This is a genomic window from Nocardia sp. FBN12, assembly GCF_054031145.1.
Genome location: NZ_CM132926.1, coordinates 2,717,879 through 2,739,207, shown reverse-complemented (window position 1 = coordinate 2,739,207; position 21,329 = coordinate 2,717,879). Strand labels below are relative to the sequence as shown.

21 protein-coding genes and 2 pseudogenes are annotated in these 21,329 nt (G+C 65.9%); 16 read left to right on the top strand and 7 right to left on the bottom strand.

Annotated elements, in window-relative coordinates:
• The first annotated feature begins 79 nt into the window (after positions 1-79).
• From ACWZHB_RS13290 to ACWZHB_RS13280, 3 genes are all read left to right on the top strand, one after another.
• Positions 80-1,162 (top strand): NAD-dependent epimerase/dehydratase family protein, encoded by a 1,083-nt coding sequence (locus ACWZHB_RS13290; RefSeq protein WP_427908239.1) that lies wholly within the window; start codon positions 80-82, stop codon positions 1,160-1,162.
• A 196-nt stretch (positions 1,163-1,358) separates the two neighbouring features.
• Positions 1,359-1,571, top strand: coding sequence for a hypothetical protein (locus tag ACWZHB_RS13285; protein ID WP_427908238.1), 213 nt, complete (start codon positions 1,359-1,361; stop codon positions 1,569-1,571).
• A 111-nt stretch (positions 1,572-1,682) separates the two neighbouring features.
• Positions 1,683-1,958 carry a GlsB/YeaQ/YmgE family stress response membrane protein gene (locus tag ACWZHB_RS13280; RefSeq protein WP_427908237.1) on the top strand — a complete coding sequence of 92 codons (276 nt, stop codon included), beginning with the start codon at positions 1,683-1,685 and terminating at the stop codon, positions 1,956-1,958.
• A 112-nt stretch (positions 1,959-2,070) separates the two neighbouring features.
• Here the strand turns inward: ACWZHB_RS13280 and ACWZHB_RS13275 are convergent, their stop codons facing one another.
• Entirely contained in the window at positions 2,071-2,787 is a 717-nt protein-coding gene (locus ACWZHB_RS13275; RefSeq protein ID WP_427908236.1) for a phosphodiesterase, read from the bottom strand.
• A 196-nt stretch (positions 2,788-2,983) separates the two neighbouring features.
• Between ACWZHB_RS13275 and ACWZHB_RS13270 the strand changes: the two are divergent.
• A pseudogene (locus tag ACWZHB_RS13270) lies at positions 2,984-3,646 on the top strand (SDR family oxidoreductase).
• Positions 3,647-3,706: 60 nt separating this feature from the next.
• On the opposite strand, the gene ACWZHB_RS13265 reads toward ACWZHB_RS13270, so the two are convergent.
• The 4 genes and pseudogenes from ACWZHB_RS13265 to ACWZHB_RS13250 all read right to left on the bottom strand — a co-directional run bounded on the left by ACWZHB_RS13265 (position 3,707) and on the right by ACWZHB_RS13250 (position 7,347).
• The gene (locus ACWZHB_RS13265) at positions 3,707-4,084 is read right to left on the bottom strand and encodes a VOC family protein (protein ID WP_427908235.1); all 378 of its coding nucleotides are present in this window, start codon (positions 4,082-4,084) and stop codon (positions 3,707-3,709) included.
• A gap of 196 nt (positions 4,085-4,280) precedes the next feature.
• Entirely contained in the window at positions 4,281-5,252 is a 972-nt protein-coding gene (locus ACWZHB_RS13260; RefSeq protein ID WP_427909155.1) for an MSCRAMM family protein, read from the bottom strand.
• Between the two features lie 48 nt (positions 5,253-5,300).
• Positions 5,301-6,812: pseudogene (locus ACWZHB_RS13255) on the bottom strand (MDR family MFS transporter); the annotation flags it as partial.
• Positions 6,813-6,849: 37 nt separating this feature from the next.
• Positions 6,850-7,347, bottom strand: coding sequence for a MarR family winged helix-turn-helix transcriptional regulator (locus ACWZHB_RS13250; protein ID WP_427908234.1), 498 nt, complete (start codon positions 7,345-7,347; stop codon positions 6,850-6,852).
• Positions 7,348-7,578: 231 nt separating this feature from the next.
• Here ACWZHB_RS13250 and ACWZHB_RS13245 point away from each other — a divergent pair, with 231 nt between their 5' ends.
• Positions 7,579-8,373, top strand: a complete 795-nt coding sequence (locus tag ACWZHB_RS13245; RefSeq protein ID WP_427908233.1) for a CPBP family glutamic-type intramembrane protease — start codon at positions 7,579-7,581, stop codon at positions 8,371-8,373.
• Between the two features lie 42 nt (positions 8,374-8,415).
• On the opposite strand, the gene ACWZHB_RS13240 is transcribed toward ACWZHB_RS13245, so the two are convergent.
• Both ACWZHB_RS13240 and ACWZHB_RS13235 read right to left on the bottom strand, forming a co-directional pair.
• The gene (locus ACWZHB_RS13240; protein ID WP_427908232.1) at positions 8,416-9,309 is read right to left on the bottom strand and encodes an alpha/beta fold hydrolase; all 894 of its coding nucleotides are present in this window, start codon (positions 9,307-9,309) and stop codon (positions 8,416-8,418) included.
• Positions 9,310-9,350: 41 nt separating this feature from the next.
• Positions 9,351-9,734: a hypothetical protein gene (locus tag ACWZHB_RS13235; RefSeq protein ID WP_427908231.1), complete on the bottom strand. Its 384-nt coding sequence runs from the start codon at positions 9,732-9,734 to the stop codon at positions 9,351-9,353.
• A 53-nt stretch (positions 9,735-9,787) separates the two neighbouring features.
• Between ACWZHB_RS13235 and ACWZHB_RS13230 the strand changes: the two genes are divergently transcribed.
• From ACWZHB_RS13230 to ACWZHB_RS13180, 11 genes are all read left to right on the top strand, one after another.
• The gene (locus ACWZHB_RS13230) at positions 9,788-10,561 is read left to right on the top strand and encodes an AraC family transcriptional regulator (RefSeq protein WP_427908230.1); all 774 of its coding nucleotides are present in this window, start codon (positions 9,788-9,790) and stop codon (positions 10,559-10,561) included.
• Positions 10,562-10,638: 77 nt separating this feature from the next.
• On the top strand, positions 10,639-11,283 hold the full coding sequence (locus tag ACWZHB_RS13225; protein WP_427908229.1) for a TetR/AcrR family transcriptional regulator: 645 nt from the start codon (positions 10,639-10,641) through the stop codon (positions 11,281-11,283).
• A 226-nt stretch (positions 11,284-11,509) separates the two neighbouring features.
• Entirely contained in the window at positions 11,510-12,715 is a 1,206-nt protein-coding gene (locus ACWZHB_RS13220; RefSeq protein ID WP_427908228.1) for a lipid-transfer protein, read from the top strand.
• Between the two features lie 42 nt (positions 12,716-12,757).
• Entirely contained in the window at positions 12,758-13,198 is a 441-nt protein-coding gene (locus ACWZHB_RS13215; RefSeq protein ID WP_427908227.1) for a type II toxin-antitoxin system Rv0910 family toxin, read from the top strand.
• A 28-nt stretch (positions 13,199-13,226) separates the two neighbouring features.
• Positions 13,227-14,096, top strand: a complete 870-nt coding sequence (locus ACWZHB_RS13210) for a MaoC/PaaZ C-terminal domain-containing protein (RefSeq protein WP_427908226.1) — start codon at positions 13,227-13,229, stop codon at positions 14,094-14,096.
• A 102-nt stretch (positions 14,097-14,198) separates the two neighbouring features.
• Positions 14,199-15,080 (top strand): SDR family oxidoreductase, encoded by an 882-nt coding sequence (locus ACWZHB_RS13205; RefSeq protein WP_427908225.1) that lies wholly within the window; start codon positions 14,199-14,201, stop codon positions 15,078-15,080.
• A gap of 17 nt (positions 15,081-15,097) precedes the next feature.
• Entirely contained in the window at positions 15,098-16,354 is a 1,257-nt protein-coding gene (locus ACWZHB_RS13200; protein ID WP_427908224.1) for an acyl-CoA dehydrogenase family protein, read from the top strand.
• A 204-nt stretch (positions 16,355-16,558) separates the two neighbouring features.
• Positions 16,559-17,329: an alpha/beta fold hydrolase gene (locus tag ACWZHB_RS13195; RefSeq protein ID WP_427908223.1), complete on the top strand. Its 771-nt coding sequence runs from the start codon at positions 16,559-16,561 to the stop codon at positions 17,327-17,329.
• A gap of 72 nt (positions 17,330-17,401) precedes the next feature.
• Complete coding sequence (locus tag ACWZHB_RS13190) at positions 17,402-18,253, top strand: SDR family oxidoreductase (protein ID WP_427908222.1); 852 nt, start codon at positions 17,402-17,404, stop codon at positions 18,251-18,253.
• Positions 18,254-18,293: 40 nt separating this feature from the next.
• The gene (locus ACWZHB_RS13185) at positions 18,294-19,454 is read left to right on the top strand and encodes a CaiB/BaiF CoA transferase family protein (protein WP_427908221.1); all 1,161 of its coding nucleotides are present in this window, start codon (positions 18,294-18,296) and stop codon (positions 19,452-19,454) included.
• Positions 19,455-19,518: 64 nt separating this feature from the next.
• Positions 19,519-21,285, top strand: a complete 1,767-nt coding sequence (locus ACWZHB_RS13180; protein WP_427908220.1) for an AMP-dependent synthetase/ligase — start codon at positions 19,519-19,521, stop codon at positions 21,283-21,285.
• The last annotated feature ends 44 nt before the right edge of the window (positions 21,286-21,329 follow it).

Here is a 21,329-nt window from a genome sequence, read left to right as displayed (position 1 = left end):
GCCGTGTCTTCGCGGCGATCGGTGTCGACTGTCGAGGCGGGGGTATGGCGACAGTGCGACCGAGTAGAGGAGGTGTGCGATGCGAGTGATCGTGGTGGGGGCGACAGGCAACGTCGGCACGGCGGTGGTCGACGCGTTGACCAAGGTACCGGCGGTGACCTCGATCGTCGGGATGGCACGACGGAAGCCCGAGCGTGGCCTCGGCGGGGTCGACTGGCTGGGGGCCGACGTGCGGGACGCCGACCTGGTGTCGTTGTTTCGCGGCGCGGACGCGGTCGTGCATCTCGCCTGGGTGTTCCAGCCGACCCATCAACCGCGCGAAACGTGGCGGACCAATGTCGACGGCACCGCCCGGGTGATGCAGGCGGTCGCGCAAGCGGGCGTCCCCGCGCTGGTCTACGCGTCGTCGGTGGGTGCCTATTCACCTCGCGAGGACGATCATCCCGTCACCGAGAGCTGGCCGACCGAAGGCTGGCCCGCCGCGGCCTACATGGCCGAAAAGGCTTATGTGGAGAGGCTTCTCGACATCTTCGAGCGTGACAACCCGGACTGCCGCCTGGTTCGGATGCGACCGGCGTTCACATTCCAATACACCTCCGCGAGCGAGCAACGCCGCCTGTTCGCCGGCCCGCTGCTGCCGAACCGGCTGATCCGCCCCGGTGCGCTCCCGTTGTTGCCGTTTCCGTGGGGACTGCGGTTTCAAGCCGTGCACAGCAGCGACGTCGGCCGGGCCTACGCGGCGGCTGTGACAGGGAACGCGCGCGGTGCGTTCAACCTCGCCGCCGAGCCGGTGATCGATCGCGCGGCGATCACCCGGATCCTGCGTACGCGCACGGTGCCGGTGCCGCCGGGTGCTGTCGAAGCCGCGCTCGCAGTGGGCTGGCGGCTGCGACTGCTGCCCGCCCCGCCGGAGCTCTTCGACGCGATGATGCACCTGCCGCTGCTCGACACCACGCGCGCTCGGACGGAACTCGGGTGGGCGCCGCGCGTCGACGCCGAGGAAGCGCTCACGGAGGTCCTGAACGGTTTCGGCGACGGCGCGGGCAGCGACACCCCGCCCTTGGCCCGCGATGCGGGCGGAACCTTGCGCTACCGAGAATTCGCCTCGGGTGTCGGCGGTCACGACCCGGTCGACCAGCTCACCCGTCACGCCCACCGCTGATCCGCACGATGCCGCGTCAGCCCCGGTAGCTGGCTCCTCGGGGCAGCGGCGAGCCCCGGAATTAGCTTGAAGTTTGCGATTGATAATCGATCTGAAGCTGTTTGATGTTGTCGGAGAAGGGAATTCCGTGTGCACCACCATGAGAACTTCCGCCGCGTCGGTGGCTGCGCCGTGAAGGGACACGAGGAGACCGCTTATGCCGATTTCTGGTCCAGCTCAGCAGCTCGACAGAACGCCTGATTACGGCGATAGCGAGGCCGTCGCGGCGACGGTGTCGCACGACAACGAACTTGTCGCCGACCTCGAGGACCCAGGTCTGCGCAGGCTGTGCGCGTGCGCGTCCGGATTGTCCCGCCAGGCCCAGCGGCGGCTCGAGGCGGTAGCCGAAGCATTGCGGAACACCGAATAGCGACCGACGGCCCGCACGGTCGGGCTGATTGGCTGGGCGAGACGAGGGTATGTCGCGATGGGACGGGCGCACCCGGTGCTCGCCAGGGTATTCGGATGATGGGAGAAGACCATGCTCGGTCTCGGTATTCTCGGCTGGATCATCATCGGCGGCCTCGCCGGATGGATCGCCAGCAAGATCATGAAGACCGACGCCCAGCAGGGAATCCTGCTGAACGTCGTCGTCGGTGTCGTCGGCGGCCTGCTCGGGGGATTCCTGCTCAAATTGTTCGGGGTCGATGTCGAAGGCGGCGGACTGTGGTTCAGCTTCTTCACCTGTATCGCCGGCGCGGTGATTCTGTTGTTCCTCGTCAATCTGGTCACCGGCCGCCGGGGAGCATCGCGATAACCGCTTGACCGCAACGGGAACGGCCCGAAGCCGCTGAGCTTCGGGCCGTTGATCCGGGTGAATTCGGGTCCTTCTCCGGACGTGAGCTCGGCTTCCGCGGGTAGCACTCCGATCAGGTCGCGGGCTGGGCGCCGTCGCCGGTGCGGCCGCGGCGGCTTCCGGTATAGGCGTTTTCGCGCAGCCGATTCACCACCGGGGGTATCAACGCGACATCGGCCGGATGGTTGAGGATCGGATCGAAGAAGTCGGTGCGATGTTCGCCTGGTTCGGCTCGCCGTAAGTCGAGTTCGCCGACGGTCTCGGGTGGGTGGCCGAGCCCATCGGCGGTGATCGAGAACCGGATCACGTGGTCGTCGAGGTGATCGTCGAGGGCTCGCAATGACGCTGTCGTCGGCAGGTCGCCGGTGTCGAGCGGTTCGGCGAACAGCCAGACCGGTGGTGCGTCGCCGAATCGGTAGGGCAGGAGCGTGCCGAAACGGGCGGTGGCCCAGGCGCGGGCGGGGGTGATGACGAACCGGCCCAGCGCGCTGCGTCCGGTGGTTGCCAGCGCGAAATCCCAGGGATGCTCGTCACCATCGAGTACCCGGAACGCCAAACCGAGTACGTCGGGTACACCGCCGGGACTGCCGAGGCCTTTCGACTGCCGGGCGATGACCGCTCGGTCGCCGGAACCGAACCAGGGCTCGTAGGCGCTGGTGGCGCGGAATCGGCCCGCGAGACGGACACCGCGTGGGTGGAACACCCGTGCGTGCCGTAACCGCGCCCCGGCCTGGAAGGTGGTGCGGACAACGCGGTTCGGCAGTTCGGCGACATCGTGCATGTCGATCATCGGCGCTGGTCTCCTGTCACGGTTGTTGGGGGTGGTGGCGGTGCACTGGCATCAGAGCTCCATACGGTGCGCCTACCCCTGGCGACGGCGGCCAATCGCTGTTGCCGATGGGAAGTCGCCTCGATTGCTGTTTGTCGCGCGGGGATCGCGGTAGTCACTGGGAGACAGCAATCTCTGCGAGCGAAGGGATTCGATCATGGGCTTTCCCGAACAGCAGCAAGAAGTGCCCGGCCTTCAGGCGCGGATGTCGCCTGTCCCGATTGTGGGGAGAAGACCTATCGCGGCTCGGGAAAGCTGACGGGCAAGGCCACCGTGATCACCGGTGCCGACAGCGGGATCGGCAGAGCGGTGGCGATCGCCTTCGCCCGTGAGGGTGAGCAACGCGGCATATCAGATGACGCACACGGATCTGGCTGAAATCACCGATGAGGAATTCGCTTACACATTCGCGTTGAATGTGGGCGCTTACTTCCATCTCGTCCAGTCAGCGGTGCCGCATATGCGGCCGGGATCCTCGATCATCGGCAGTTCGTCGGTGAACTCCGATATGCCCAACCCGACGTTGGCGCCGTATGCCGCGACCAAGGCGGCGATTTCGAATCTTTCGGCCAGTTTGGCGCAGCTGCTGGGCGACAAGGGCATCAGGGTGAACAGCGTGGCGCCCGGCCCGATCTGGACGCCGCTGATTCCCGCCACCATGCCACCGGAGAAGGTCGCGAAATTCGGCGACGACACACCGCTCGGCCGGGCGGGGCAGCCCGCCGAACTCGCATCTGCCTATGTTCTGCTGGCGGCCGACGACGGTAGCTACATCTCCGGCGCCAGGCTCGCGGTGACCGGTGGCAGGCCCATCCTCTGAGCTGGGCGGCGAGCCGCTGCCGTGATCGGGTCTGTTGCTCGCCGCGATATTTCGGTTCGCTCAGGTATCGCCTGCCGTAATTCCCCACACGAGGCAGAACGGATGACCTGCCGGGTCACGGAACACCCGGAAGCGGTCTTCACCGACAGCATCGGTCACCCGGGTAGCGCCCAGACCCAGCACATCTCGCTGCGCCGACTCGATGTCGCCGACCTCGATGTCGAGGTGGAACTGTTGCGATCCTCGTGGGTCCGGGAATTGCGGCGGCTCATGTTCGGGTGCGAGCTGGAATGCGAGACGCCGCCCGTGCGGATCGGTCAGGACCGCCCATGTCTCATCCGAGTCCTCGACGGTGCCGCCGAGTAGGTCCCGGTAGAAGCGCGCCAGTCCAGCCGGATGCTTGCAGTCGATTACCACCGAACGAAGGTTTCCGATCATGTCCCCCGAGTTGCCGTCGCACGACGGGCTAAACGCGGCAGCGGCGAGCAACGTCCTGCTGCCGGTTCCAGCGTAGAGATCGCGCGCCGCGAGCGACTGACCCCGGCCCGCGGGAGGGTCGCCGGACCGGCGTTCAACCCGGGGCCCCGCGGCACTATGAACAGCGGAATCTGCTGCCTGTCGGTCAACCCACTCGTCAACGTTCTCCGAGCTCGTGACCGAGCCGCAGATCGTAGGCGGCCTCGCCACCGGTCACGGTGACCTGCGCGCTCACCGGCGGATAACCACGAGCAACCACGGTGTATTGCCCTTCGGCAAGATCGGTCACGACGTAGCGGCCGTTCTCGTCGGTGCGCGCCGACGCGGTCACCTCACCGGCGCCATCGAGCACAGTGACCAGCACGTCCGGCACCGCCCGCCCGCCGTCGGCCCGCGCCGATCCGGCGAGCACCGCCATCGCGGTCAACTCGATGTCATGACGCACCACGCCACTATCGGGCACTGTCAACGTGATCGCGCTGGGACGCATGTGCTCCGCGGCCGCGACCAAGGTGTAGACGCCCGGCACCACGCCGTGGCACAGGTAGGCGCCGTCGCCGCCCGTGACCGCGGCCCCGACCACCTCACCACGCATATCGGTCACGGTGACGGTCGCACTCGACAACGGCGACCCGTGGCCGGCAGTACGGACGACACCCGACAACTCGCCGGATCCCACCAAGGTCAGATCCATCCGCTGGTTCCGCTGGCCGACCGGCACATTGACCGCGGTCGGCTGGTGCCCCATCGCCGACACGATCAGCACGTGACCATCCGACTCCGGCGCACTGATCGAATAACCACCGTCAGCGGCACTGCTTGCGCGCGCGACCTGACGGCCACCCTGATCGATCACTGTCAACACCGCACCCGGCAACGGATGACCATCCTCGCGGCGGACGTGACCGGCCACCGCTCCACCGCCGATGTCAGACCCGGACAACTCGCCGGTCGACGACGCCTCGACCCGGTACGCCCGATGACCGTTCTGAGCTACCGGCGCATGCCGTCCGGCCGAAGCAGCCGGCACCAGCTCCGACTCGGACAGCACTCGCTCGGCGCCTTCCCAGACCGGGTCCTTTTCCCATCTCGACTCCGTGAGTACCGCCAGTTCGGCATCCAGCGCCATTCTTTCCCCGTCGGTCGGATCGTCCTGCGACGCAGACTCTTTCGTGGTCGGGTCGAGGGCCGGATCGATATCGATCGTGCTGCGCAGCGGACGGTTCGGAAGCCACGCGGTCGCGAGGAGGGCCACGACCGCCGCTCCCGTGGCGATGAGGAAGATCCGACCGGTCGCATCGCCGTAGGAGGCGCGCACGATCGTCGCTATCGGTGCGGGCAGGCCGTGGAGGTTCAGATTGCTGCCGCCGGAGGAACTCGTGGTCACACCGATCTTCGCGAAACCTTCTGTCGACAGCTCGCTCACCCGGGTAGCCAGCACCGACCCCAGCACCGAGACACCGATCGCGCCACCGAACGTCCGGAAGAACGCGACGCTGCTCGATGCCGCGCCGATATTGTGCACGCTCACGGTGTTCTGCACGGCCAGCACCAGGTTCTGCATCATCATGCCGACACCGAGCCCGACAATGGCGATGTAGGTGCCGACCAGCCACAGGTGGGTGGCGTGATCGATCGTCGAGAGCAGCCCGAACCCGACCACCAGCAGCGCACCGCCGGTGACGACGAACGCCTTCCATTTCCCGAACCGGGTGATCAGCTGTCCCGAACCGGTCGACGCGACGAGCATGCCCATGACCATCGGGATGGTCAGCACACCGGCCACCGTCGGTGAGTATCCGCGTGCGGTCTGGAAGTACTGGCCGAGGAAGGTGGTCGCGCCGAACATGCCGATTCCGACCGCGATCGAGGCGAGGATCGCCAGACCGGTGGTGCGTTCGGTGACGATCGAGAGCGGGATGATCGGCGACTTGGCTCGGGATTCGACCAGCAGGGTCGCGAGCAGCAGCACTACGCCCACGCCGACATAGAGAGCCGATTCGCGGGAGAACCACGCGTAGTAGTCCGCCTTTCCCGCGAACGACACCCAGATCAGCAGCACCGACACACCGGCCGTCATGAGGGCGGCACCGAGCCAGTCGATCGACACCCCGTCCTTGCGTTCGGTCGGCAGCCGCAGGGTCCGCTGCAGCAGCACCAGGGCGATCACGGCCAGGGGCACACAGACGAAGAAGCACCAGCGCCAGCCGAGGGGACTGTCGACGATGACGCCGCCGAGGATGGGTCCACCCGACATCGACACCGCCATCACCGCACCCATGTAGCCGGAATAGCGTCCGCGTTCGCGCGGCGAGACGATGGAACCGATGATCGCGACGACGAGCGCGGTCAATCCGCCCATGCCGATGCCCTGGATGACTCGTGCCGCCAACAGCATCGGCACGTTACCGGCGATGCCCGCGATCACCGAACCGATGACGAAGATGACGATGGCTGACTGGACCAGCAGCTTCTTGTTGAACAGATCGGCGAACTTGCCCCAGATCGGGGTGGACGCGGCGTTGGCCAGCAGTGCTGTGGTGATAACCCAGGCGTATGCGGTCTGCGACCCCTCCAGGTCGCCGATGATCGTGGGCAGCGCGGTCGCCACGATCGTGGTGCTGAGCAGTGCTGTGAACAGCGCCGCCAGCAGCCCGGTCATGGCCTCGAGGACTTGACGATGGGTCATCACGTCCGGGGCACGCCGCGTACCCGCCTCGACTGAATTAGACATCCACTTCCTGACTTTCTGTCGAACCCGGCTTGCGCGCGCCCACCGCGGTGTGGGGCGCGACTGTGGCCAGGGAATTCCTGAGCTTCAGAACGACCGAAGTGGCCTGTTCGGCTTCCTCCTCGCTCCACTGAGCGAGAGCGGTCTGCAATCCGTGTGCCCGCGATATTCGGACGCGTCGCAGCAGATCGCGTCCTTCGCCGGTGATCTGGATGAGGGTGGCCCGGCCATCGCTGGGATCGGCGTGGCGGACGATGTTGCCCGAGCGCACCAGCTCGGCGACATGCCTGCTCAGCGTCGATGGGCTGATGCACAAGTCCACAGCCAGATCCACCTGCCGGCACGGCCCTCGCGCCTCGAGCGAGCCCAGCACGCCGATACCGCCTGGAAGCAGGTCCCCTTCGTCCGGGTGGGAGAGGGCAGCGCGGATCGTCCGGCCCATGAGATAGAGCTCTCTGATCAGGCTCTGAGCCGTATCGGGTGACACTGCCATGACTACTCCCAGACGAGAATATTTACTTGCAGAATGCAACTATACATTAGATTACTTGCAGTAAGCAACTAACTGGGCAGCGGCTGCCGGAGACCGACAAGACGGATACCGGCCATGGAGCTCGAGGGTTCGGGCGGCCGGATCGACCAGGCTGACAACGTTCACTGTCGTCGTGGAGCGACTCGCCCCCGAATCAAGCGTCCAACTCTTCGAGCGGATATTTTTACCCGTATGAGCACACCCGAAACTGCGCTATCGGTCACACCGACCGGCCGCCGCCTGTCGTATCCGGTGTTCGCGCTGGTCGTGATCGTCTACCTCGCGATCATTCAGCTCGGTGGTCTGCTGATGACCGCGCTGACCGGCGAGGACGACTTCCTGTCCACGCGTGCGGTGTTCTACGGCATGATCATCCCGCTCGGTGTCGCCCTGGCGTTCACCTACGGTGTCATCGCCTACCTCGGCTGGATGCGGCCGGTCCTGCACGACGATCGCCCGACCCGGCCGTGGGTGTGGGTCGTGCCGATCGTGTTCCTCGTCGCGATCGTCTTCGGCATCAATTACAGCGCGCTGGCTGACAAAGGTCTGCTGTACATCCTGGTGCTGCTGATCGCGACCCAGTTCGTCGGCTGGGGCGAGGAGGGCATGTTCCGCGGGATCGGTGTCGTGGTGCTGCGTGATCACGGGCTGACCGAGGGCAAGGTCGCCCTGTGGTCGAGCATCGTGTTCGGCGCGGTGCATCTGACCAACGGCATCACCCACGGCGCGAACGCGATCGGGCAGGCGATCATGGTGAGCCTGGCCGGCTACTTCTTCTACCTGACCCGGCGGGTGGCGCGGGGCAACGCCGTCAACTCGGTGCTGCACGGTCTGTTCGACTTCGCCCTGCTCACCGGCACGTCGATCCTGATCGATCAGACCTTCTATCTCGGCACGGTGCTGCCGATCCTCCTCTACCCGGTGCTGGCGATTGTGCTGCTGGTGAAAGGGCGCAGTGTCGAGCCCGCTCTGGTGACGGCGCCCTGACCCGCGGAGCGGGGGAGACCTCCGTGGGAGGTTTCTCTCCGCCTAACGGGGCTGGTCGGCGTGCAGGGGTGTCGCGCTGATGAACTGGTCGATCAGTGCCGCTATGCGAGCGGGTTGGTCTTCGGCGACCCAGGTCAGCGAGTTCGCGATCGATTCGAGGCGGGCGTTCGGAAAGTCCTCGGCGAGTCGTTTCGCGTGCTCGAACGGGAAGAACCGGTCCTCTTCAGCCCAGGCGATGAGAACCGGAAGCCTGGTCGAGCTGAAACGAGTGGCAGCATCGATTGTGTATCTGCTGTCCACCGCGCGAAGGAATTCGACAGTGTCGCGTCGGACCCCACGATCGTGTGTCATTCCGTACAGGTAGTGGTCTATCAACTCGCCGCAGATCGGGTTGATGGACAGGCCACCGAATCCGAACCGCGAGCGCGCGTACGTTTGCCGAACCGCGGGGAGACGCAGGAGCCGACCCGTGAGTGGTCCGGCGCCCGGCACGCGGGCCATCCAGCACACATAGTCGAACAGCGGCGGCGGGAAGTTCTCGTAGGCGTCGCACGGTGTCAGAACCAGCCGTGCGATGCGTTCGGGCCGGTGGGCCACAACGAGCTGAGAGAGCATGCCGCCACCGTCGTTACCGACCAGAGTCACAGCACCGAGGTCGGCGGTCTCGATCAGATCGGCAATCGTGCCGGCGATGCCGAGCGGAGTCAGATCCGCATCGGGAGCCATCGGAATCCGATGCGCTCCGAAAGGCAAGTCGACGGTGATACACCGATACGAATCGGCCAGTCGTGGAACGACTTTCCGCCATGCCGCCGCATTGGCGAACAAACCGTGAATGAACAGTACCGGCTCACCTTGTCCGCGTTCGTAGATACGGATACTGCCCTGGGGCAGGTGTACGAGGCGAGACTCCCCGAGTTCGGTGACAACACTCATCACGGTGTCCTTTCGAAGGTTGCGGGCAGCGCCCGGTGAATTCAGTGGGCGGCAATCAGCAGGCACGAGGCGATGACCAGCAATCCGACTGCGCCGACATCGATCCAGGCGACCCGGCGGGTCTCGGCGTTCAGGCCACCCGGCCCGGCGAGCACGGTCAAGCCGATGAAGCTGACCAGACTGATCAGCGCGGCACCGACGACCACTGGTCTGACGGAGGGTGTGAAGGCCCCGATGATCAATCCCACGCCGATCAGCGCAAGCACAATCGCGCGATGCCGCAGCAGCAGGATCAGATCGGGGTCGTCGACAGTAGTGCCGTACACCGTCGATGCGCGGCGCGGGGAAAGCGCGACGACGCCCGGAAGCACGTGGACGACGCCGACGCCGATCAGTAGCGTTGCCGCGATCGTATCTCCCAGCACGGTGACCTGCTTTCCTCGTTCATCCCGGTTGCTGTCGTGCAAGCATGGCGGGCATGGGTCAGCGACCGCTTCCAGAAACGTGCTACCCGGCAGCAGCGAGCGCGGAGGTGTGGTTGTGGATCGGCCACGCCGTCTACCGCGGGCCTTCGCTGCGGCTTGACCGCCATTCCGGGTCGGTGCACTGCCTCGCAGTCGGCGTCGATGCCCCGTTCACCCTGCACGCCGATTCGTTCGGTCGGCGCACCGTTCGCAGCGCGTTGATTCCCCCACGCACGCTCCACCAGGTAGTCGCGCAGGAGACCCGAATGCTGTTCTGCTACATCGACCCCGGGTCGCCGCGCGTACCGGCATGCTGGGACCAAATGACCGATCGCGCGAACGAGTTCGGCGTCGACCACCACCGCGAAGCCGCTTTGATCCGCCTCGCCGACCGAACGGACATGGACCCGGCCGAGGTGATGGACGTTGCCTGCGGTCCCCGGCAGATCCCACTCGATCCCAGGATTGCCGCTGCGACCGCGATCGTGCGCGCTCACCCGACTCGATCGATCACCGCGGGCGAACTCGCCGCCGAAGTACATCTGTCGAAATCTCGGCTACTACACCTGTTCTCCGAGCATGCCGGCACCACCTTCCGTCGCTATCGTGTCTGGGCGCGCATGCTCGCCGTCGGCCGTGCAGTCGCCAAAGGTGCCGACTTCACCACCGCGGCGGTCGACGCCGGATTCGCCAGCCCTTCGCACTTCAGCGACACTTTCCACACCATGTGCGGGCTCACCGCCAGTGAGCTGCTCCGCGCCGGCGCGCGAATCACCGTCCTGGACTGACGTAGACCTGCTGGAAGTGACTCGGCGGGGCTGACGTTGCCCGAGGTCCGACCGATGAGGTTCCCTATGCTGGATCTATGACGGGATCGACAATGTCCGGGGCTCCTCGCCGCACCCAGGAGCAGCGCAGCCAGGAAATGCGTACCCGGCTGCAGGACGCCACGATCGATTGCCTGGTCGAATTCGGCTACGCCGGTGCCACCACCCCGCGGATCGCCCAGCGCGCCGGGGTGACCCGTGGCGCGCAGGTTCATCACTTCGGTTCCAAGGCCGAGTTGATGACCGCGGCGATCAGCCGTCTCGCGCAACGGCGCATCGAGGCTGCCATGCAGGAGCTGGGGCGGATCCAGGTCTCGTCCGATTCTGTCGCGGGCGTGCTGGACTTTCTGTGGGAATTGCATCAGGGTCCGCTGTTCATCGCCTCGGTGGAGCTGTGGGTTGCCAGCCGGACCGATCCGGCGTTGGCGACGGAACTGAAGAAGGTCGAGCCGTTCGTCAACAACGCGGTGCTGATGGGCTTGAGTCGCTACACCCCGGATGAAGTGGATCGCAAGGACGCCGAGGCCTTCCTGTACACGGCGATGGACGCGCTGCGTGGCATCCTTCTCTCCGCGTTCGTCGACGACGATCCCGACCGTGCGCACCGACGGTGGCTGCGCGCTTGCCGCCACCTGCACGATGCCGCCGAGGCAGCGTTGTCGGGACGGCCCGCGGCCGACTGACGCCGACATCCACGACGTCGCCAATGACGCTTGTCGCTGTTACATACACACTGGAATGTATCTTCAATACCCATACTGACCAGGAGATTTGTCATCGGATCTGAAGACGGCCGTGTTCGGGGTTGTTTACATGCGTGCAGCGCTGTATGTTTTGCAAAGTTCGATCGATACGGATCGGAACATGCCGCAGGCAAAGGCAGGCGTGCGGCCTGATGTGAGGAGTTCGATGACGAACAAGGTCTACGTCGTCGGTGTCGGCATGACGAAGTTCGAGAAGCCGGGCCGCCGCAAGAACGACGACGGCAGCGACTGGGACTACCCGGACATGGCCCGCGAATCGGGGACCAAGGCTCTCGCCGACGCCGGTATCGACTACCGCGAAGTGCAGCAGGCATACGTGGGCTACGTCTTCGGTGAGTCCACCGCCGGACAGCGCGCGATCTACGAGCTCGGCATGACCGGCATCCCGGCCGTCAACGTCAACAACAACTGTTCCACCGGCTCCACCGCGCTGTACCTCGCGGCGCAGGCGATCCGTGGCGGACTGGCGGACTGCACGCTGGCGCTGGGCTTCGAGAAGATGCAGCCGGGCTCGCTCGGCTCCATCTGGGACGACCGTGAGCAGCCGATGGGTCGCCACATCCTCGCACTCGCCGAGATCTCCGAGGTGCTGTTCCCCGTCGCGCCCTGGATGTTCGGTGCGGCCGGTCGTGAGCACATGAAGCAGTACGGCACCACCGCCGAACACTTCGCCAAAATCGGTTACAAGAACCACCTGCACTCGGTCAACAACCCGTACTCGCAGTTCCAGGACGCCTACTCGCTCGAGGACATCAGCAATGCGCGGATGATCTACGACCCGCTCACCAAGCTGCAGTGCTCGCCCACCTCCGACGGTTCCGGCGCGGCCATCCTGGCCAGCGAGGCCTTCGTGGACAAGCACAACCTGGCCGCTCAGGCGGTCGAGATCGTCGGCCAGTCGATGACCACCGACTTCGCGTCCACCTTCGACGGTTCGGCCAAGAACCTGGTCGGTTACGACATGAGTGCCCAGGCCGCGCGTCAGGTCTACGAGCAGGCCGGTCTCGGCGCCGAGGACTTCCAGGTCATCGAGCTGCACGACTGCTTCTCGGCCAACGAGCTGCTCACCTACGAGGCGCTCGGTCTGTGCCCCGAGGGCGAAGCAGGCAAGCTGATCGACGACAACCAGACCACCTACGGGGGTAAATGGGTTGTCAACCCCTCCGGCGGTCTGATCTCCAAGGGCCACCCGCTGGGCGCCACCGGCCTCGCGCAGTGCTCCGAGCTCACCTGGCAGCTGCGCGGCACCGCCGACAAGCGTCAGGTCGACAACGTCACCGCCGCGCTGCAGCACAACATCGGCCTCGGTGGCGCCGCGGTGGTCACCGCATACCAGCGCGCCGATCGCTGATTCTTCCTTTCCCTTTCACAACACTCGACGAGGAGTTCAACCATGGGACACATCGAAGCCACCAAGAACGTCAACGCCACCCCCGAGGCGCTGTGGGCCGTCGTTTCCGACACCAGCACCTGGGACAAGTGGTTCTCCATTCACGAGCGCTGGATCGATGAGCCGGCCGCCACCCTGGCCGAGGGCGCCAAGCTGACCGCCAAGATCACCATGCTCGGCATGGCGAACAAGCTGGAGTGGACCGTCGCCTCCCTCGATGCCCCGAACAAGATGGTCCTCAACGGCACGGGTATGGCCGGCGTGAAGACCAACTTCACCTTCAACATCAACGCCAACCCCGAGGGCGGCTCCACCGTTCTCGTCGAGGGTGACTTCGAGGGCGCCCTCATCAAGGGTGCGCTGGGCAAGGCCGTGGAGAAGGACGGCCGCAAGCAGCTCGACAAGTCGCTCGAGGCGCTCGACACGATTGCCGCGACTGTCTGATTCAGCGAAGCCCGAAGGAGAAGCCCTCATGGCCGAACTGGAATTCAACGACGAAGGTCTGAACGTCTGGAGCGATGACGACAGCTTCGCGGTAACCCGCGAACGGATCGCCGAATACGCCGCGGCCACCAACGATCCCATCCCGGCGCACCTCGCCGGTGACCACGGTTCGCCCGTGTTCGCCATCGTGCCGGTCTTCGACTCGATGATCGACCCGGCCGTCGAGGTGGTGCCGTTGGAGATCTTCGGCCGTGGTCTGCACGGTGAGCAGGACTTCCACTTCCACCGCCTGATCGAGCCGGGCGAGACGCTGGTCTCGCACGCGAAGATGGTCGGCTACGAGGGCCTTTCGAACGGCACCCGCGCGGTCGTGTACGTCGAATGCCGTGGCGAGGACGGCGAACTGGTCAACCACCAGTACGTCACCATGTTCTTCCGGGGTGCCGATGCCAGCAACGGCCGCACGGTCGGTGAACTGGGCCCCGGCCACAAGTTCGACGAGGACGTGCGAGCGCAGGCTCCGGTCGCCAAGGTTGTCCAGCACGTCGACGACGACCAGACCTTCCGCTACGCCCCGGCCTCCGGCGACCCGGTGCCGCTGCACCTGGACGAAGAGGTCGCCAAGGACGCCGGCCTGCCCGGCATCATCGCGCACGGTCTGTGCACCATGGCGTTCGCGTCCTGGGGCTTGCTGACCGAGCTCGCCGACGGCGACACCAGCCGGTTGAAGCGGCTCGCGGTCCGATTCTCCAAGCCGGTTCTGCCCGGCCAGGACATCGAGACGACGATCTGGCAGCTCGGCACCGACAACGGTGTCACCAGCTACCAGTTCGAGACCCGCGTCGGCGACGACGTGGTCCTCAAGGACGGTCGCGCGGAGATCGCCGACAGTCAGTAGTCGCAAGCCGTTGCGCTGGAACATCATTCAGCAGAAGTCGCCCTCGGTCCGGGTCGCTTCGGCCATCCGGACCGAGGGGTATACCAACAGGAGCAGACGCACATGGGTGCATTCGAAGGAAAGGTCGCCGTCGTCACCGGCGCGGGCCGCGGCATCGGGCGTGAGCACGCTCTGCTGTTCGCCAAGGAAGGCGCGGCGGTAGTGGTCAACGACCTCGGCGGCAGCAACTCCGGCGACGGCGCCGACGCAGGCCCCGCGCAGGAAGTGGCGAACGAGATCATCGCCGCCGGTGGCAAGGCTGTCGCCAACACCGACAACATCGCGACCTGGTCGGGCGCGCAGAACCTGATCGCGCAGGCGATCTCGGAGCTCGGCGGCCTCGACGTGGTCGTCAACAACGCGGGCATCCTGCGTGACGCGTTCATCGCCGGCATGGAGGAGTCCCAGTGGGATTCCGTCGTCGCCGTGCACCTGAAGGGACACGCGGCGGTCATGCACCATGCGGCCGCGTACTGGAAGGAACAGAGCAAGGCGGGCAACCAGCCCAACGCCGCGGTGGTCAACACCGCGTCGGCCTCCGGTGTCACCGTGCCCAACGCTGGTCAGGGCAACTACGGCGCGGCCAAGGCGGGCATCGCCGCGCTGACCCAGGTCGCCGCGGAAGAGCTGGGCCGCTACGGCGTGCGCGTCAACGCGATCGCCCCGATCGCGCGTACCCGCCTCACCCTGGCCACCCCCGGCATGGGCGAGATGATGGCCGCCGAGGCCGAGGATGCCGAGGCCGAGGGTGGCTTCGACGCGTTCAGCCCCGCCAACATCTCCCCGCTGGTGGCCTACCTCGCCTCCGAGAAATGCGCGATCACCGGCAAGGTGTACGCCGTTCAGGGTGGCGCGATTTCCGAACTCGCCGGCTGGCACGACGTGAAGACGATCGAAGCCGACGGCCCCTGGCAGATCGACGACATCGCGTCGCGTCTGCCCTGAATCGTAGGAGAACAACGATGTTCGAATGGTCCGAGACCGATGTCATGATTCGTGACGCACTGCGCGAGTTCATCGACAAGGAAGTCCGCCCGAACGTGGATTCGCTCGAGAGCGGGGAAATGTCCCCCTACCCGGTGATCCGGAAGATGTTCAGCGAGTTCGGCATCGACGCGATGGCCGAGGAGATGGTCGGCAAGATGCTGACCAAGCAGCGGGCCAAAGCCGACTCCATCGCCGCGGGTGAGCCGCAGCCGGAGAAGCCGAAGAAGAAGTCAGGCGGTGGCGATCCCTTCGGCGGTCAGGCTTCCATGGGTGCTGTGCTGGTCAGCGAGCTGTCCGGCGTCTGCATGGGTCTGGTCACCGCGATGGGCGTGAGCCTGGGCCTCGGTGCCACCACGATCATGTCGCGCGGCACCCTGGCGCAGAAGGAGCGCTGGCTGCTCGACGTCGTCACCATGCGCAAGGTCGCGGCGTGGGCCATCACCGAACCGGATTCCGGCTCGGATGCCTTCGGCGGCATGAAGACCTACGTCCGTCGCGACGGCGAGGACTACATCCTCAACGGCCAGAAGACGTTCATCACCAACGGCCCCGACGCCGACGTGATGGTGGTTTACGCGAAGCTCGACGAGGGCGACGCCGGTGTCGACAAGCGTGACCGCAAGGTGCTCACCTTCGTGCTCGACAAGGGCATGGAAGGCCTCACCCAGGGCAAGCGCTTCCACAAGATGGGTCTGAACTCCTCGCCCACCGGTGAGCTGTTCTTCGACAACGTGCGTCTGCCCAAGGACCGGCTGCTCGGTGAGACCGAGGAGCACAAGGGCGGCGACGGTCGCGAGAGCGCCCGTTCCAGCTTCACCACCGAGCGCATCGGCGTGGGCTTCATGGCGCTGGGCATCATCAACGAGTGCCACCGCCTCTCGGTCGACTACGCCAAGAGCCGCAAGCTGTGGGGCCAGGAGATCGGCCGTTTCCAGCTGGTTCAGCTCAAGCTGGCCAAGATGGAAGTTGCTCGCATCAACGTGCAGAACATGGTGTTCAACTCCCTCGAGCGCGGCGGCAAGCTGTCGCTGGCCGAGGCTTCGGCCATGAAGATGTACTGCTCGGAAGCGGCCACCGAGGTCGCGATGGACGCCGTGCAGTTGTTCGGCGGCAACGGCTACATGACCGAGTACCGGGTCGAGCAGCTGGCGCGTGACGCCAAGTCGCTGATGATCTACGCCGGGTCCAACGAGATCCAGGTGACCCACATCGCCAAGGGATTGCTCGCCTAGCGAGTGGAAGTAGCCGCGTCCTCCGCCATCGAGGCGGTGCCGGAGGACGCGGTATTCGCAGTCAGTCACCGGGTCGCCCCGGTCACCGAGTCAGAGAGCAGGGCAATGGCGCCAGGCAGCAGCAGGCAGAATGTAATAGCGGAATCGGTCGAAACCTACGGCGGTGTACGAACACGACAGCTCGCTGTCGCAGGTGACGGGCCGGTGATCGTGCTGCTGCACGGGACCTACGACCGTGCCGACACGTGGAGGGGAGTGCTCGAACGTCTCGCTGAGGTGGGACGTCGAGCGGTGGCGGTGGATCTCCCGCCGTTGCATGTACGCCGGACCGGCGAATTGGTCCTGCCGCGTCTTGATGCGTTTGTCGCCGCGTTGGTGCGAGCGCAGGCAGGCGCCGAAGGCGTTGTGCTGGGTGGAAACTCGCTGGGTGCCGGACTCACGCTGCGTGCGGCGCTGAACCCGGAATTGCCCGTGCTGGCGGCCGTCCCGTGCGATGTTCCCGGTTTCGGATACCGCCCGCTGGCTACGTTCACGGTCGGCCGGTTCGGGCCCCCCGAGCCGCTGCTCGCCGCAATCCGCGTGCCCGCCGCCATGTTCCGCAGCCGTGCGGCGGTGGCTGTCGGCAACCGCTTCCTCTACGGGCGCGACCGACCGAATTCGGCCGAAGACGTCGCGCACTTCCTCGAGTTCTTCGCACAGACCAGGCCGATCGGCCGCTTGATCGCGAGCGGCCGGGCATTGCTGCGCGAGTTCGATGCCGGCTACCCGGACGGAGAATTGCCGCCCACCCTGTTGGTGCACGGCAGCAGGGACAAATTGATACCGCCGTCGGCCGCCCATCGCGCTCAGCGTCGGTTCCCGTCGGCCATGGTCCGGATCCTGCCCGGAGTAGGTCACTGTCCACAACTGGACGTGCCCAACGCTGTCGCGCGCATGATCCTCGACTGCGATCCCGGCACCCGCCGGACCGCATGAATACCGCTGTTGCGCAGAGCAACAACCCGTGATCGACAGGCCGGATTCGATCGGCAAGTCAGCAAGAACCGAATGGGAGACGAAATGAGTTCGGCGGGAAACATTTCTGGCAAGGTCGTGGTGGTCACCGGCGGCGCGCGCGGGATCGGATACGCGACCGCGCGGCTGCTGCGCGACCGCGGTGCGCTGGTCGCCATCGGCGACATCGACAAGTCACAGGTCGACAAGGCCGGATCCGACCTCGGGCTCGAGGTGTTCGGGCGGCTCGATGTCACCGACCCGGCGTCGTTCGCGTCCTTCCTCGACGAGGTCGAACGCCGGCTCGGGCCGCTGGACGTGCTGATCAACAACGCGGGCGTCATGCCGGCCGGCCGATTCGTCGAGGAATCCGAACAGGTGACGCGACGCATTCTCGACATCAATATCTACGGTGTGGCGCTGGGCAGCAAACTGGCCGCGCAGCGCATGCTGGTCCGTGGTACCGGCCATATCATCAACATCGCCTCCCTCGCCGCCGAGACGCCGACACCGGGATTGGTCACCTACTGCGCGAGTAAGGCCGCGGCGCTGTCGCTGACCGATGCGCTGCGCATCGAGCACCGTGACACCGGGCTGGAATTCTCGGCGGTGCTGCCGTCTTTCACCAACACCGAACTGGTCTCGGGCACGCATGGCCCCAAACTGGTGCCGAACGCGGAACCCGAGGATATCGCCGAGGCCATCGCCGAGCTCATCTGCGATCCGCGTCCGCGCGTCGCGGTCACCCGACTCGCCGGTCTATTGGTCGGTGCGGGGCGGGTTCTGCCCGGCCCGGTGACCGAATTCTTCCAGCGTCGACTGGGAATGACGCACGTCATGCTCGACGGCGTCGACGTCGACGCCCGCCGTGCCTACGAATCCCGCGCGCGCGGCCTGGACAGCTGAGTCCGCGCTGCATGAATTACCAACAGAGGTGTGCTGTCTGATGATCTTGCCGGTTGAAACCTCAGAGGTGGCAGGCGGTTCCGCTGGACCGCTCGAAGGCCTGCGGGTACTGGAGATGGCGGGCTTGGCTCCCGTCCCGTTCGGCGCGATGATGCTCGCCGATCTCGGTGCGCAGGTGCTGCGCATCGATCGAGCCAGCGGCTACGCGCCGCCCCCGGGGCCGCTCGATCGCGGTAAGGAAAGCATCACGGTCGACCTCAAAAGCGAGGCAGGTGCGGGCTTGATCCGTGAGCTGGCGGCCGGTGCGGATGTGTTTCTCGAGGGGTATCGACCGGGTGTCGCCGAACGGCTGGGCATCGGCCCGGAGCAACTGCTACAGCTCAACCCGCGACTGATCTACGGGCGAATGACCGGGTGGGGCCAAGACGGTCCGCTCGCGGCGCGCGCTGGGCACGACATCAACTACATCGGTCTGTCCGGGGTGCTCGACTTGATCGGCAGGCGCGGCGAGCGGCCGGTGCCGCCGGTCAACATCATGGGCGACTTCGCCGGTGGCGGCATGCTGTTGGCCTTCGGGGTGCTGTCGGCGCTCTACGAGCGGGAGCGCTCGGGGCGCGGCCAGGTGGTCGACGCGGCCATGGTCGACGGGTCGAGCCTGCTGTCGACCTTCCTGCACGGTCTGCGGGCCGACGGACTGTGGGAACGCGAGCGCGGCGACAACATGCTCGATGGTGGTGCCGCCTACTACGACACCTACGAGACCTCGGACGGCAAACATATGGCGGTCGGTGCGGTAGAGCCGGAGTTCTTCTTCCAGCTGACCGCGATACTCGAGATCGACGACGAGGATCTGGGTTTCCAGATCGACCCGACCACCTGGCCGGCCTGGCGCGAGCGGCTGGCCGCCGTATTCCGGACGAAGACCCGCGACGAATGGGCCGAGATCTTCGCCGACGTCGATGCCTGTGTCTCCCCGGTGCTTTCGCCATGGGAAGCCCACGACCATCCGCACAATATCGCGCGGTCGGCGTTCATCGACGTCGGCGGCGTGCGCCAGCCCGCACCCGCGCCCCGGTTCGACCGTACGCCCACCGCGACGCCGCGGCCGCTGAACCATCGTGGCACGGATCCTGCCGACATTCTCGCTGCCTGGGGGGTCGAGGCAGGTAACTACTTCGGCACTGGCACCGGCCTGAAATAAGCACGGCAGCAATGAGTTCCGCAACGATCGCCGCCGGTGGCGCACTACGAATGGAGAACTTGCTGTGACCGAGCAGCCGAAGAGTCTGTGCGCCGCCTTTCAGGCGACCGCCGCACGCATGTCGGACCGAATCGCCTTGCGCGGACCCGACGGCGCGGTGTCCATTACCTGGGGGCAATACGCCGACCGGGTCCGTGAGCTCGCCACCGGGCTGTCGGCGCTCGGCCTCGCCGCAGGCGACACCGTCGCCATCATGCTCACCAATGTCCCGGCATTCCATCTCGCCGATACCGCGGTCCTGCACACCGGGGCGACACCGTTCTCGATCTACAACACTTTCACCGCCGAGCAGATCGCCCACCTGCTGGCCAACGCGGGCAGCCGGATCGTCGTCACCGAGTCGCAGTTCCTCGAGACTGTTCGAGCCGCCGATGTCGCCGGGCGCATCGAACACATCGTCTGCGTCGACGGCCCGGCCGAAGGGACTCTCACCCTCGACGACTTGGCGGGCCTGGCATCGCCCGGTTTCGATTTCGACGCCACCTGGCGCGCCGTCGGCCCGGACTCACTGCTCACCATCGTCTACACATCCGGCACCACCGGCCCGCCCAAAGGGGTGGAACTCACCCACGCGAACATGCTGGCCGAATTCCAGGCAGTCAAGACGCTTTTCGACGTGCGGCCCGAGGACACCGTGATCTCGTATCTGCCGGACGCTCACCTGGCGAACCGGGCGTTCTGCCATTACAACAATCTCCTCGAAGGCGTTCAGGTCACCACGGTCGCCGACCCCAAACAACTGGTTGCCACCATGCCGCAGTTGCGGCCGACGCTGTTTCTCGCCGTGCCCGCGATCTGGTACAAGATCAAGGCCGGAGTGGAAACGCTGGTCGCCCAGGAACATCCGGTCAAACGATCGTTGGTGTCGTGGGCGTTGGGGGTGGGCCAGGAGATGGCCCGCCGCGACTCCGACGGCCGAACTGTCCCCGTCGGCCTACGGATACAGCACCGAGTAGCCGAACGGCTGGTGCTGAGCACGCTGCGGCGACGGATGGGGCTTGACCGGGTACGCGGTGCCCTCACCGGTGCGTCCCCCATCGCGCCCGAGGCGATGACCTTCATCATCGGTCTCGGTATTCCGGTGTGCGAAGCCTGGGGAATGACCGAGACCTCCGCGGTAGCCACCGTCAACCGGCCCGACGCCATTCGGCTCAGTACGGTCGGACAAGCGCTACCTGGTACCGAAGTCGCCGTCGCCGACGACGGGGAGCTGCTGGTGCGGGGCCCCCTGGTGATGCGCGGCTACCGCGATGATCCGGAGCAGACCGCCGCCGCGATCGATGCCGAGGGCTGGATGCACACCGGCGACGTCGGCTCCATCGACGCCGACGGCTACGTCCGTATTCTCGACCGCAAGAAGGAACTCATCATCAACGCGGCGGGCAAGAACATGTCGCCATCGAATATCGAAGGGGCGGTGCGGGTTTCCTGCCCGCTGGTCGCCGCGGTGATCGCTGTCGGCGACAACCGCAAGTACGTGACGGCGCTGCTGACCCTGGACCCGGACGCCTGCGCGGCCTACGCGCAGCGCCATGCACTGCCCGACTCGACACCCGCGGCGCTGGCGACTCACCCCGACGTGGTCGCGGCGATCGAGGCGGGCATCGCGGCCGCGAACGAGCGCCTGTCGCGGGTGGAGCGGATCAAGAAACACACTGTGCTGCCGATGATCTGGGAACCCGGCGGTGACGAACTCACCCCGAAGATGTCACTCAAACGCAAGATCATCACGCAGAAGTACGCCGCCGAGATCGAAGCCATGTACCGCTGACCATGTCGATGTGTACCCGCACCCGGGCTACCGCCCAACATCAT